The sequence below is a fragment of the Agromyces ramosus genome (assembly GCF_030817175.1).
Lineage (GTDB): Bacteria > Actinomycetota > Actinomycetes > Actinomycetales > Microbacteriaceae > Agromyces > Agromyces ramosus_A.
The window spans coordinates 568,920-580,766 of sequence record NZ_JAUSYY010000001.1 but is presented as its reverse complement, the minus strand read 5'-3'; the positions used below and the strand labels follow the sequence as shown (position 1 = coordinate 580,766).

13 protein-coding genes are annotated in these 11,847 nt (G+C 71.1%); 7 read left to right on the top strand and 6 right to left on the bottom strand.

The genetic code is table 11. The features are described from left to right. Positions 1–36 precede the first annotated feature (36 nt). Positions 37–465: a DUF1761 domain-containing protein gene (locus tag QFZ26_RS02790; RefSeq protein ID WP_307039044.1), complete on the bottom strand. Its 429-nt coding sequence runs from the start codon at positions 463–465 to the stop codon at positions 37–39. A gap of 143 nt (positions 466–608) precedes the next feature. Between QFZ26_RS02790 and QFZ26_RS02785 the strand changes: the two genes are divergently transcribed. Continuing rightward, on the top strand, positions 609–1,544 hold the full coding sequence (locus tag QFZ26_RS02785) for a J domain-containing protein (RefSeq protein WP_307039041.1): 936 nt from the start codon (positions 609–611) through the stop codon (positions 1,542–1,544). A gap of 36 nt (positions 1,545–1,580) precedes the next feature. Continuing rightward, a complete protein-coding gene (locus tag QFZ26_RS02780; RefSeq protein WP_307039039.1) occupies positions 1,581–2,912 on the top strand; it encodes a M18 family aminopeptidase in 1,332 nt (443 codons plus the stop codon). 13 nt (positions 2,913–2,925) lie between these two features. On the opposite strand, the gene QFZ26_RS02775 is transcribed toward QFZ26_RS02780, so the two are convergent. After that, positions 2,926–4,590 (bottom strand): cation:proton antiporter, encoded by a 1,665-nt coding sequence (locus QFZ26_RS02775; protein WP_307039037.1) that lies wholly within the window; start codon positions 4,588–4,590, stop codon positions 2,926–2,928. Between the two features lie 108 nt (positions 4,591–4,698). On the opposite strand from QFZ26_RS02775, the gene QFZ26_RS02770 reads away from it, so the two are divergent. Continuing rightward, a complete protein-coding gene (locus tag QFZ26_RS02770) occupies positions 4,699–5,220 on the top strand; it encodes a rhodanese-like domain-containing protein (RefSeq protein ID WP_307039035.1) in 522 nt (173 codons plus the stop codon). A 43-nt stretch (positions 5,221–5,263) separates the two neighbouring features. On the opposite strand, the gene QFZ26_RS02765 is transcribed toward QFZ26_RS02770, so the two are convergent. The 3 genes from QFZ26_RS02765 to QFZ26_RS02755 form a co-directional block, all read right to left on the bottom strand. Further along, positions 5,264–6,142 carry a sulfurtransferase gene (locus QFZ26_RS02765; RefSeq protein WP_307039033.1) on the bottom strand — a complete coding sequence of 293 codons (879 nt, stop codon included), beginning with the start codon at positions 6,140–6,142 and terminating at the stop codon, positions 5,264–5,266. Between the two features lie 104 nt (positions 6,143–6,246). After that, a complete protein-coding gene (locus QFZ26_RS02760) occupies positions 6,247–6,453 on the bottom strand; it encodes a hypothetical protein (RefSeq protein ID WP_307039032.1) in 207 nt (68 codons plus the stop codon). An 85-nt stretch (positions 6,454–6,538) separates the two neighbouring features. Beyond that, positions 6,539–7,927, bottom strand: a complete 1,389-nt coding sequence (locus tag QFZ26_RS02755) for an L-serine ammonia-lyase (protein WP_307039030.1) — start codon at positions 7,925–7,927, stop codon at positions 6,539–6,541. 311 nt (positions 7,928–8,238) lie between these two features. Between QFZ26_RS02755 and QFZ26_RS02750 the strand changes: the two genes are divergently transcribed. After that, complete coding sequence (locus tag QFZ26_RS02750; protein WP_307039027.1) at positions 8,239–9,318, top strand: ThuA domain-containing protein; 1,080 nt, start codon at positions 8,239–8,241, stop codon at positions 9,316–9,318. A 104-nt stretch (positions 9,319–9,422) separates the two neighbouring features. Continuing rightward, entirely contained in the window at positions 9,423–10,490 is a 1,068-nt protein-coding gene (locus QFZ26_RS02745) for a GNAT family N-acetyltransferase (protein ID WP_307039024.1), read from the top strand. A gap of 4 nt (positions 10,491–10,494) precedes the next feature. Here QFZ26_RS02745 and QFZ26_RS02740 read toward each other — a convergent pair whose 3' ends face one another. After that, positions 10,495–10,956: a GNAT family N-acetyltransferase gene (locus tag QFZ26_RS02740; protein WP_307039022.1), complete on the bottom strand. Its 462-nt coding sequence runs from the start codon at positions 10,954–10,956 to the stop codon at positions 10,495–10,497. A 124-nt stretch (positions 10,957–11,080) separates the two neighbouring features. Between QFZ26_RS02740 and QFZ26_RS02735 the strand changes: the two genes are divergently transcribed. Together QFZ26_RS02735 and QFZ26_RS02730 are read left to right on the top strand one after the other, a co-directional pair. Next, positions 11,081–11,317, top strand: coding sequence for a helix-turn-helix domain-containing protein (locus QFZ26_RS02735; protein WP_307039020.1), 237 nt, complete (start codon positions 11,081–11,083; stop codon positions 11,315–11,317). Beyond that, positions 11,310–11,798: a Clp protease N-terminal domain-containing protein gene (locus tag QFZ26_RS02730; RefSeq protein WP_307039018.1), complete on the top strand. Its 489-nt coding sequence runs from the start codon at positions 11,310–11,312 to the stop codon at positions 11,796–11,798. The genes QFZ26_RS02735 and QFZ26_RS02730 overlap by 8 nt, the downstream gene beginning before the upstream one ends. The last annotated feature ends 49 nt before the right edge of the window (positions 11,799–11,847 follow it).

Here is an 11,847-nt window from a genome sequence, read left to right as displayed (position 1 = left end):
CGCACGCGGCATCCGTGTCCGGTGAGGCGGTGGCGGTCAGACGGTGCCGGCGGGCGGCCACGCCCCGATGATGAGCGCCATGATGAGCACCGTGACGAGCTCGTGCCCGATGTTCAGGATCGTGAGCCCCGGGGGTCGCCCCTCGAATGCATCGTGGGTGATGAACCGCGCAGCGGTGAAACCGGCCCACAGCATCAGGCCCGTGGTGATCGCCATGAGCAGGTAGTTGCCGTCGAGGGCGGTCCAGGCCACCTGCGTGGCGATCGCGAGCACCCATGCGGAGATGAAGCTCACGATGAGCGTCGTCAGGATCGGGCCGACGGCACCACGGTCGCCGGTGTCGTCGACTTTGGCCACTCGCATCCAGTAGTTGCCGAAGACCTTCGGCGTGTACCAGATCGACCCGACGATCATCGTCGACAGCGTGGCGATCAGGACGGCCCAGTAGTTGACGTCGACGACCACGACGCACCTCCCCTTTGCGCGGCCCGCACCGGGCCTCGTGCGGAGTCTAGCGTTGAGGATCCGTCGCATCTGAGAACGCCACGGCCTCGGCGAACACCGAGATGGTCACGGTATCCTCGTGGTCGCACACCGAAAGCGAGTCCATGCCCGACAGTCCGCTCTCCGCCTCCCCATATGAGGTGCTCGGCGTGCCGCGTGACGCGGACGCCGTGGCGCTGCGGCTCGCCTATCGTCGTGCCTTGCGCACGGCCCACCCCGACACCGGCGGCGATCCGGCTCGATTCCACGCCGTGCAGCTGGCGTGGGAACTCGTCGGCACTCCCGAGGCGCGGGCGGCGTTCGACCGCGGTGCAGCACGCGGTGGCGCGCCGGCGCCGACCCGGGAAGCGTGGGCGCCCGCCGCTCCGAAGCCGCGGCGCGACTCGCGTCCGCTCGCACGCTCGTACGGGCATCCGGGCGGGCTCTCGCGTGAGCGCTACCTGTCGCGCATCAGGGAATGGGCAGGTCGTGGCGTGACCCTCGACGACCCATACGATCCGGCGCTCGTGCGCGGCGCGCCCCGCGACATCCGTCACGTGCTCGCCGATGCGCTCGCCGAAGAGGCGACGGCGCGTTCGCTCGCGACGCTCGGCATCGCCTACACCGTCTGGCACGACCTCGCCACGGATGCCGCGGGTCGCGACCTTCCGCCGAAGCTCGACCATCTCGTGCTCGGGCCGACGGGGCTCTTCGCCATCCAGTCGGAGGACTGGGGTGGCACCGTCGCGATGAAGCGCGGCGAGCTCGTCGGCGAGCCGCTCGACGGTGAACGCCCCATGCGCGCGCTCGCTGCTCGCGCGAAGGCGATCGGGCGCGCGGCGCGAGTGAAGCCCACCGCGCTCATCATCGTGGTGCCCGACGAGCATGCCGCCGAGCCGCTCGAGCTCGGTGGCACCAATCGCGGCGCCGTCGTCGCCCTCGTGCGCCGATCACGGCTCGCGAGTGCCGTGCGCGAGGGCCTGCCGGGCTCGGCGCACCTCGGCGGCACCGAGGTGATGGAGGTGCGCTCGCGCCTCCAGGCCGTCGTGCGCTTCGCCTGAGTCGCGCCCGCCGCCTCCGCGGTGTTGGATGGGAGGATGCCCGCACCTGAGACCGCCCCGCAGCACACCGCCCCGCAGCACACCGACGCCCTGCACACCGACGCCTACGTCGACGACTTCGCCGCATTCGTCCAAGCCTCGCCGTCGTCGTACCACGCGGCCGCCGAGGTGGCACGGCAGCTCGAGGCGGCGGGCTTCGAGCGGCTCGACGAGCGCGACGAGTGGGCGGCCACGCCGGGCGGCCGGCTCGTGGTGCGCGATGGCGCGGTCATCGCGTGGGTGCAGCCTGAGGGCGCGACCCCGACGACGCCGTTCCGCATCCTCGGCGCACACACCGATTCGCCGTCGTTCAAGCTGAAGCCGCAGCACGCCTCCAGCACCGGGGGACTGCTGCAGGCCGGCGTCGAGGTCTACGGCGGGCCACTGCTGAACTCCTGGCTCGACCGCGAACTCGAGCTCGCCGGCCGCATCGTCACCGTCGACGGGGCCGAGCACCTCGTGCGAACCGGCCCGATGCTGCGCATCCCGCAACTCGCGATCCACCTCGACCGCGACGTCAACAAGGGGCTCACGCTCGACAAGCAGCGGCACACGCAGCCGATCTGGGGCACCGTCAGCGGCGCACCCGCAGGTGCCGACCTCCTCGCCGAGGCGGCGCGCGAGGCCGGCATCGATCCCGAGTCCGTCGCCGGCCACGACCTGCTGCTCGTCGACACGCAGGCCCCCGCCCGCTTCGGACGCGACAACGCCTTCTTCGCCTCGGCACGGATGGACAACCTGACCTCCGTGTACGCGGGTCTCGTCGCATTGCTCGCCGCGCCGCGCGACGCCGGTCACGTCAGCGTGCTCGCCGCCTTCGACCACGAGGAGCTCGGCTCGGAGTCGCGCTCGGGCGCGAGCGGACCCGCGCTCGAGGACATGCTCGTGCGCGTGGCCGCCGGGCTGGGCGCCGGTGAGGTCGAGCGCCGGCGTGCGTTCGCGGCATCCTGGATCCTGTCATCGGATGCCGGGCACGCCGTGCACCCGAACTATCCCGAGCGGCACGACCCGGCGAACCAGCCGGTGCTCGGCGGCGGACCGCTGCTGAAGCTGAACGCGAACCAGCGCTACGCGAGCGACGCCGTCGGCGCCGCGCTGTGGGCCGAGGTCTGCCGCCAGGCTGGCGTGCCGACGCAGGCGTTCGTGTCGAACAATGCGATCCCGTGCGGCTCGACGATCGGCCCGCTGTCGGCGACGCGTCTCGGCATGCGCACCGTCGACGTCGGGCCGCCTCTGCTGTCGATGCACTCGGCACGGGAACTCGCCCACGTCGACGACCTCGTCGCCCTCGGCGCCGCGGTCACCGCGTTCTTCGCGCCCGCGGCCTGAGGTCGGCTCAGGGTCAGGTCATCTCGCCACGGGCGTCGGCCCGCACCGCGGTGCGGGAGTCGAAGGCGAGCTCCTCGGCGTCGAGCGAGAAGAGCAGCTCGCGCATGACCTCCTCATTGAGATTGCCCGCGTCGCGCTCCTCGAGCACGATCGCGCGACGGGCGGCGATCCAGTTGCGGTTGAGCTCCGCGAATTCGTCGTGCGAGCCCGCGGGCGCCTGGTCATCGTCGCCGGCGAGCTGCAGCGTCTTGGAGGCATCCGCTCGCACGCGCTTCTCGAACCGATCGATGACTCGGTCGGCGAGCTCTGCGCCGTAACGCTCGCGCCATGCCTCGCGCCGGCTCTCGATGTACTCGAGGCCCGCCTTCGTGCTGCGGCGGAGCACGGCACGGATCTCCGTGCGGTCCTGCTCCCGCTCGTCGTCGGCGACCACCCCGAGGCGCCGGATGAGGAGGGGCAGGGTCGTCGACTGCACGAGGAGCGTGCCGACCGTGACCACGAACGCGATGAGGAAGACGGTGCTCGCCGCTGTGGGATCGCCCGCCGCCGTCGGGATCGCGGTCGCGGTTGCCAGGGTCACGACGCCGCGCATTCCCGCCCACGAGATGACCGTGAGCTCGCTCGGCGACAGCCTCGGCTCGAGGTGGTAGCGGCGACCTCGTGCCGCCCAGCGGGGGGCGAGCCATCCGCCCACGCCGCGCGCCAGCGCGTACCCGCCGAACACCCAGGCGATTCGGACGGCGATCACGGTGACCAGCACCGCGAGCGCGAGTCCGATGTTCAGGCCGAGGCCGAGCGGGCTCGAGAGCACGTCGGTGATCGCGGGACTCAGTTGCAGCCCGATGAGCGCGAAGACGAGTCCCTCGAGCAGGACGTCGACCGACTGCCAGAGCGGCCGTTCCTGCTGACGCGTCGCGTAGCTCGTCTTCGGGGCGTTGTACCCGATGAGGATGCCGGCCGCCACGACGGCGAGCACCCCGGAGCCGCCCAGGCGCTCCGAGATCGCGTACGCCGCGAACGGAACGAGCAGGCTGATGGTGCCGAGCACGGCGGGGTCATCGAGTCGGGTGCGCACCAGCGTCACGAGCCAGCCGATGAGGAGCCCGAGAGCGGTGCCGAGGGCGACCGCGATGAGGAACGAGCCGATGCCGTCGAGCCAGGTCACGGTCGCGCCCGCGACGATCGCCGCGAACGTGCGGAAGAGCGTGATCGAGGTGGCGTCGTTGACGAGGCTCTCACCGGAGATCACGGTCATCACGCGGCGCGGCAGGCCGAGCCTGCGCCCGACGGCGGCTGCCGACACGGCGTCGGACGGTGCCACGATCGCCCCGACGAGCAGCGCCATCGGGAGCCCGAGCGACGGGGCGATGAGCCACACGACGAGGCCCACGGCCGCAGCCGTGCCGATCGGCAGGCCGATGCCGAGCCGGCGGATCTGCCGGATGCTGCGCCGGAAGTTCAGGTACGTCACGTCGAGTGCCGCCGAATAGAGCAGGGGCGGCAGCACGAGGGTGAGTACGAGCTCGCCGTCGACGTCGATCTCGGGAACGGCCGGAATGACCGACACGATGAAGGCGACCCCCATCACGAGGAGCGGCGCGGGCCACTCTCGCCATCGGGCGAACGCGGTGACCGCGAGCGAACCGCCGAGCAGCAGGAAGACCTCGCCGATGTGCATGCGTTCAGGGTATGACGGGCGGCGCCGCACGGCACGCTGGCCGGATGTCGCGCCATGACGGCGCGATCTCACGGGCCGGCCGGAGCACGTCGGTGACAGGGTGAGGACATGACCGAGACGATCTCCACCCCGACCAGCGCCGCCCCCGCGCTGTTCGAGCACGTCGCCGACAGCGCTGCGGCGGTCGCGCACTTCCGTGGCCGGCTCGGCTTCGAGTCCGATGTCTCCGACGTCTCCGCCGCGCTCGCCGAGCCCGAGCCGGGCTTCGTCCTCGTCGACACCCGCAACGATGCCTCGTGGGCGCAAGGTCACGTGCCGGGTGCGATCCACCTGCCCGGCCGGCGCATCGCGGCGGAGGCGGCGTCCCGGATTCCCGCCGGCTCGCCCGTGGTGGTCTACTGCTGGGGTCCCGGATGCAACGGGGCCACGCGTGCGGCGCTCGAGTTCGCCCTGCTCGGCCACCCCGTGAAGGAGATGCTCGGAGGCTTCGAGTACTGGGTGCGCGAGGGCTTCGCCTACGACACCGCCGATGGCCCGGCCCAGCTGGGGGCAGATCCGCTCACGAACGTCGCCGCGGCGGGCCTCGCGGGCGGGCCGGTCGGCGCCGGCACGATCAGCTGCGCCTGCTGAATCGCATCGCCGCCCGCCGCCCCGCTCATGATGACGATCACGCTCACGCGACGGTGATGAGCGGCAATTCGGGATCGGCTGCCCACTCGTCGAGCGAGCCGTCGTACACCGCGACATCCGGATGTCCCGCCCGACGCAGCGCGAGCGCCGTGCCCGCGGCTGCGATGCCTCCTCCGCAGTACACGACGATGCGGGGCGCGCCGCCCGCGGTCGCGGGAGCCACCCGCTCGGCGAGCGCCTGACCATCGAGCTGCGTGCGCGTCTCGCGGTCGACGATCGAGCCGAGCGGGATGTTCACGCTCCCGGGGATGTGTCCGCGTCGCGATCGCGTGCCGGTCTCGCCCCGGAATTCGCTCGCGGACAGTGCGCAGACGAGCGCGGCATCGGATTCGCCGTCGACGATGCGCTGCACCTCGTCGAGGTCGGCCCAGAACCCGTCGATCCGGGCGAGCGTGAGCGTGCCGGCTTCGCGCGGGAGCTGGAAGCCCGTGTCGATCGGGCGGCCCTCGGCCTGCCACCGCGAGAGGCCGCCGTCGAGCACGGCGATGCGCGGGAATCCCGCCGCGCTCAGCAGCCACCAGAGCCGGGCAGCCCAGTGCCCCAACGAGGAGTCGTAGACGACGACCGAGACGTCGTCGTCGATGCCGAGCTCACGAGCCGCGCGCGCGATTCGGGCGAGGGTCGGGCGGGTGAACCCGAACCGGCCCTCCGGGTCGGAGAACTCCTCGAGGTGGTCGGCGAACACCGCCCCGGGGACATGCCCGCCGATGAGGTAGTCGTCGAGGCCGCTCAACCATCGCGAGCCGGCCGCCGTCGAGACGCTGAGCACGCTCGCGTCGACCACCACGAGACGGTCGTCGCCGAGACGTTCGGCGAGCCAGTCGGTGGTGACGAGGGGCGTGGGCAACTCGAGGGCGTTCATGCGAACACGCTAACGGCGCACCGGCGGCCGGCCGACGGATGCCGCAACAGGCGGTAACGCAGCGGTACCGTCGGCGGCACGCGTGCGGGGCGACGCCTGGGGGCTCAGCGAATCGGGCCGCGGCGGCTCTCGAGCCAGAGCGTGTGCTCGCGGAGCCCGTTGCGTACCGCCGCCTTGATGATGAGGTAGCCGATCCACAGCATGAGCCCGAGGACCGCGAGGTAGATCACGAGTCCGATGATGAGGCCGATGAGGCCGGCGCCCAAGAGGAACTCGTAGCTCTCGGGGATGGTCGGGTCGGGGGTGTCCATGAGCACAGCGTGGCAGACCCGGACGACGGGCGCGAGAGTCCCGATCGGGGGACACGAGTGTCGATGTCGGGCGTGGTGAGCTCGCTCAGCACTCGATGACGTTGACGGCGAGCCCGCCTTCGCTCGTCTCCTTGTACTTCGTCATCATGTCGAGACCGGTCTGTCGCATCGTCTCGATGACGGTGTCGAGTGAGACGAGGTGGGTGCCGTCGCCGTGCAGCGCGAGTCGCGCTGCCGAGACGGCGGTCGACGCGGCAATGGCGTTGCGCTCGATGCACGGCACCTGCACGAGTCCGCCGACGGGGTCGCACGTGAGGCCGAGGTGATGCTCCATGGCGATCTCGGCGGCGTTCTCGATCTGCCGGGGGGTGCCGCCGAGCACGGCGCAGAGCGCGCCCGCGGCCATGGCACAGGCGGAGCCGACCTCGGCCTGGCATCCGCCCTCGGCTCCGGAGATCGAGGCGTTCTTCTTGACGAGCGAGGCGATGGCCGCGGCGGTGAGGAGGAAGCGGCGGATGCCCGCGGCATCCGCTCCGGGCACGAAGCGCAGGTAGTAGTGCCCGACGGCGGGGATGATGCCGGCGGCCCCGTTCGTCGGGGCGGTCACGACGCGGCCGCCCGAGGCGTTCTCCTCATTGACCGCGAGCGCGAACGCATGCAGCCACTCGGTCGAGGTGTCGCGATGCTGCTGGCCACTGCGCTGCTCGTCGTGGTCGTACTCTTCGAGCCGGCGTCGCACCTCGGGTGCGCGCCGCTTCACGCGGAGGCCACCGGGCAGGGTCCCGCCCGTGGCGAGCCCGTTCTCGACGCACGTGGCCATCGCGGCCCAGATGGCGTCGAGACCGGAGTCGATGCCCTCCTCGCCATGCACCGCGACCTCGTTGAACCGTGCCACGTCGCAGAACGAGACGCCGTGCTCATCGCACAGCTCGAGCAGTTCGGCGGCGTTCGAGTAGGGCAGCGGATGCCGCAGCGCCTCGGAGTCCTCGGGCGCGTCGCCCTCGCGGCGGATGAACCCGCCTCCGACCGAGTAGTAGGTCTCTTCGGCGACGGGCAGCACCTCACCATCGGCCCACGCCTGCAGGGTCATGGCGTTCGGGTGGCCGGGGAGGCGCGTGCGCGGTTCGAGGCTGAGGTCGGATTGCGCCATCGTGATCGTGTGCCGACCCGCGACGAGGACGTCGGTGCCGTCGCCGAGCCGAGTCCATGCCGCGCGAACCTCATCGGGGTCGCAGTCGTCGGGTCGCAGGCCTGCGAGGCCCGCCACGATCGCGTCGGGGGTGCCGTGACCGAGTCCGGTGGCGCCGAGCGAGCCGTAGAGCGAGCACGTGATGCGCGTCACGCCGTCGAGGACCCCCGAGTCGTCGAGTCGCTCGGCGAACGCACGTGCCGCCCGCATCGGGCCGACGGTGTGCGAACTCGAGGGGCCGATCCCGATCGAGAAGAGATCGAGGGCTGAGACGAACGCTGTCACCCCTCAAGGCTACGTCCCCGTGCGCGCACGCATCGGGCGTCGTGTCGCAGAATCGTGCGCTGATCGGGCTTCCGGCGCACGCGGGTGACAGGGCGTGCGGGGAGCAGCACTTTTCTCATCTGTCAAGAGAAAGGTTCGTCATGGGCGATGAAAGTCGTGCGCCCGTGTCGCAACTAATCGGGTGCTGTCGTTGACAGTGGGCAGGCGCCCCAGTAGTCTCGGTCTGGCGAATATGTCGCCTCGCGCAACATATTGCCCCGCCTGACGCAGGCGGCTCTGGAACGGTCCAGCTCGACGAGGAGAAACGACCTATGAAGCAACACATGCAGCGCCTGATCACCGGAGCCTGTGCCATCGGCATCACGCTCACCCTCGGAGTCGCCGGGGCGCCGGCCCATGCCGACGACGCCGAGTACGACGTGCTCGTCGTCGGAAAGACCCTCGGCTTCCGGCACTCGCACATCGACGACACCACCCGTGCGGTCATCCAACTGGGGGAGGAGAACGGCTTCGACGTGGAGGTGTGGGATCCGCGGCAGCCGGCCCTGACCCTCGCGAGCACGCCCTTCACCACTGCGGCGGACCTGTCGAAGTACGCCACGATCGTGTTCGCGTCGCCGGTGGACGGGACGAACAACCTGGATCCCGCTCGGCCGCGCCTGCTCGACGATACCGAGCTGGCGGCGTTCCAGGGGTACATCCGGAGCGGCGGCGGGTACGTCGGGCTGCACGCCGCCACCGACTCGATGCACACGGTGCCCTGGTACAGCGAGCTCACCGGTGGCGGCGCGCGCTTCCGCAACCACCCCGCACAGCAGACGGCGACCATGCGCGTCGAGAGCCCGACGCATCCGTCGACCGAGATGCTGCCCGCCGAGTTGGTGCGCTTCGACGAGTGGTACAACTACACGACCAACCCGCGGGAAGACGTGCACGTGCTGATCACGCTCGACGAGTCCACCTACTCGGGCGGGTCGATGGGTGCCGATCACCCGCTCGCATGGTGCCACAACTTCGAGGGAGGTCGCTCCTGGTACGAGGGGGCGGGCCACACGGATGTCACGTGGACCGACCCGCTGTTCCTCGGCCACGTGCTCGGCGGCATCGAGTGGACCGCCGGCGTCACGACGGGTGGGGGCGACTGCGTGACCTTCGGCGAGGTCGATGAGCTCCTGGCCGAACTGGCTACCGGTTCGCAGAAGAACGTGCACCTGGCCGGTGATGTCGCCGAGTCGCTCGACGCGGCAGAGCTCGCCGCCGATGCCGGCGACCACGGTGCCGCGATCAAGGTCCTGCGCCAGGCCGAAGCCAAGGCCAACGGCATCCAGGACGACGTGCTCGTCGCGAAGATCGGCGACCTCATCGAGTGGCAGGAGGGGCTCGCCTCCTGACGGCGAGGCGGCGGGCCTGGCACTCGCTCGGCACACCAGACGGACGGGCTCCGCCACACGGCGGGGCCCGTTCTTCCAGCGGGTCCGCTCTAGGCTGGAACGCGATGATGACGCTCGCCGGTACACCGTTCACCATTGGTCCGATCCGCGATGGCGAGGCTGGAGCCGAGTCCGCCCTCATCGAGCGGGCCTTCGCCGCCGGACCCTATGGGCGCCTCGAGGTGAGCGCCGAGCGCCGCGAGTTCGTGAGCGATACGACGGGGCGAGCGGCATCCGGTGCCGTGCTCGTCGCCCGTCGTGACGGCCGGGTGGTCGGAACCGCGAGCGTGCTTCGAGCGCGCACCCGGTATGCGCGGGTCGCGATGGCCGGCGAGGCGGAGATCCGGCTGCTCGCGGTCGACCCCGAGCTCCAGGGCGCACGCATCGGCGAAGCGCTCATGCGGGCGGCTCTCGAGGCGGCGCTCGATTGGGGCGCCGACGCCCTCGTGCTCGACACCGGTGCGCGCAACACGCGTGCGCAGTCGCTCTCCGAACGCCTCGGGTTCGTGCGGGACCCCGAGCGCGATGCAGCCGCCTCCGCCGATGGCGTGGACTCCTTCGTGTATGCCCAGCCGCTCCAGGAGCGCGCCGACGTGCGGGTGCGCCTCATGCGGCCCGACGAGTCCAGTGCGGTCGCGGCCCTCGTCGAGAGTGCGTACGCGGCCGACTTCGAGCTGAGCGACGCATACCGGGCCGACATCGCGGCGGTCGCACAGCGCGCGCGTGACCACCAGGTGTGGGTGGTGACGGATGCCTCGAGCGGCATGCCGCTCGGCACCGCCTCGACGCCCAGGGCCGGCGCCGCGATCTCACCGCTCGCCCGCGACGGCGAGCTCGACTTCCGTTTCCTCGGCGTTGCGACCGAGGCTCGCCGCCGCGGCATCGGCGAGCTCCTCGTGCGGCATGTGCTGCGCCTCGCCCGCCTCCGCGGACTCGAGCGGGTCGTGCTGAACACCGGTCCCGACATGGTCGCGGCGCAGCGCCTCTACGAGCGCCTCGGATTCGAGCGGCTGCACGAGCGCGAGTTCGTCTTCGAGCGGCCCGACGGGTCGAGCTTCCTGATGCTCGCCTACGGGCGAGACGCCGACCACGAGACCGACCACGACGTCGATCGCGAGGCGGGGGCCGCCTGACGTGTCATGCGGGTCCCGCCGTGCCGGCCCGCGACATCCACTCCTCCGGGCGATCGAGTGGGCGGAACCCGAACTTCTCGTACAACCCGTGGGCATCACCGGTGGTGAGGGCGATTCGCCGAAGGCCGAGGGGTTCGAGTGACCCGATGACGCGGTCGACCAGGGCCACGCCGATTCCGTGCCCACGGGCCTCCACGGCGACGAACACGTCGCACAGCCAAGCGAACGTCACGCCATCGGTGATGACCCGCGCGTAGGCGAGCTGCTCACCCGTCGCCCGGTCGTAGATGCCGAAGTTGCGCGACGCCGCGATTGCGGCTTCGTGCGCGGCGCGCGACCGCCCCATCGCCCAGTAGGACTCCTCCGACAGCCAGCGGTGCACGCGCTCGTGATCGAGCCGAGCGGGATCGGCGGAGTACTCGAACTGGCCGGAGAGCTCGTGCTCGGCGGAGGACTCGAAAGGCATCCTCCGATACAAGCGCGGCTGTGCCGGGCGCCACAACAGCCAATTCCGTCTTCGTGGCTTGTCGGTCAGCTCACGGTAAGCAACCCGAGTTGACAATTCCGAGTAAGCAACCTAAGTTGCTTACATGACCCCGCAGACGCCGGATCCCACTGGAGCAGAGGCCGACGACCTCGCTGCCGTCGTCGCATTGCGCGAGCTCGCCGACCGGCTCGAAGACGCCGCCGTCGAGCGCGCCATGCGCGCCGGCTGGAGTTGGAGCCAGGTCGCCGAGGCGCTCGGCGTGACCCGGCAGGCCGTGCACAAGAAGCATCATCGCCGGCTCGACACCGCCGGCATCGAACTGAGGAGGCGCAATGCCTGAGCAACTCCACGACGATCTCGGCGTGGGCCTGAAGGCCGTCATCGTGCGCTCGATCGACGAGGCTGCGCGGCGCGGCGCCGCCAAGGTCGAGGCGGAGCACCTGCTGCTCGCGATCGCCGGAAGCGGGGACGTCGCGGCTGACGTGCTCGCCGACGTCGGACTCGATTACGCCGGCGTCGAGGCAGCGCTCCGCGGCGAGCGTGAGCGCGCCCTCCGCGCCGCAGGCATCGACCCCGTCGCCGAGGAGCGGTTGCACGCCACCGGCAACTCCCGCCCCGGTTGGGGCGCGTCGATCCGCGACGGATTGCAGCGCGGCAACTACAAGGCGCGCCGCGACCGAAGCCGCGCCGAGCGCGAGCGACTCGCCATCGCCGACGCGCTCATCGGGGTGCTCCGGGCCGACCTCGGCACGGTGCCCCGCGCGCTGGCCTACGCAGGGGTCGACCGTGCCGCGCTCGTGACCCGACTCGAGCAGCTCTGACGTCGGCGCAGACCGACGAACCCGATCCACGAGACGAGATGAGACGATG

Coding starts and splice junctions, on each gene's coding strand:
- QFZ26_RS02785 (WP_307039041.1), top strand. CDS start 609: ATGCCCGACAGTCCGCTCTCCGCCTCCCCATATGAGGTGCTCGGCGTG.
- QFZ26_RS02745 (WP_307039024.1), top strand. CDS start 9,423: ATGATGACGCTCGCCGGTACACCGTTCACCATTGGTCCGATCCGCGAT.
- QFZ26_RS02740 (WP_307039022.1), bottom strand. CDS start 10,956: ATGCCTTTCGAGTCCTCCGCCGAGCACGAGCTCTCCGGCCAGTTCGAG.
- QFZ26_RS02760 (WP_307039032.1), bottom strand. CDS start 6,453: ATGGACACCCCCGACCCGACCATCCCCGAGAGCTACGAGTTCCTCTTG.
- QFZ26_RS02780 (WP_307039039.1), top strand. CDS start 1,581: ATGCCCGCACCTGAGACCGCCCCGCAGCACACCGCCCCGCAGCACACC.
- QFZ26_RS02775 (WP_307039037.1), bottom strand. CDS start 4,590: ATGCACATCGGCGAGGTCTTCCTGCTGCTCGGCGGTTCGCTCGCGGTC.
- QFZ26_RS02770 (WP_307039035.1), top strand. CDS start 4,699: ATGACCGAGACGATCTCCACCCCGACCAGCGCCGCCCCCGCGCTGTTC.
- QFZ26_RS02750 (WP_307039027.1), top strand. CDS start 8,239: ATGAAGCAACACATGCAGCGCCTGATCACCGGAGCCTGTGCCATCGGC.
- QFZ26_RS02765 (WP_307039033.1), bottom strand. CDS start 6,142: ATGAACGCCCTCGAGTTGCCCACGCCCCTCGTCACCACCGACTGGCTC.
- QFZ26_RS02735 (WP_307039020.1), top strand. CDS start 11,081: ATGACCCCGCAGACGCCGGATCCCACTGGAGCAGAGGCCGACGACCTC.
- QFZ26_RS02730 (WP_307039018.1), top strand. CDS start 11,310: ATGCCTGAGCAACTCCACGACGATCTCGGCGTGGGCCTGAAGGCCGTC.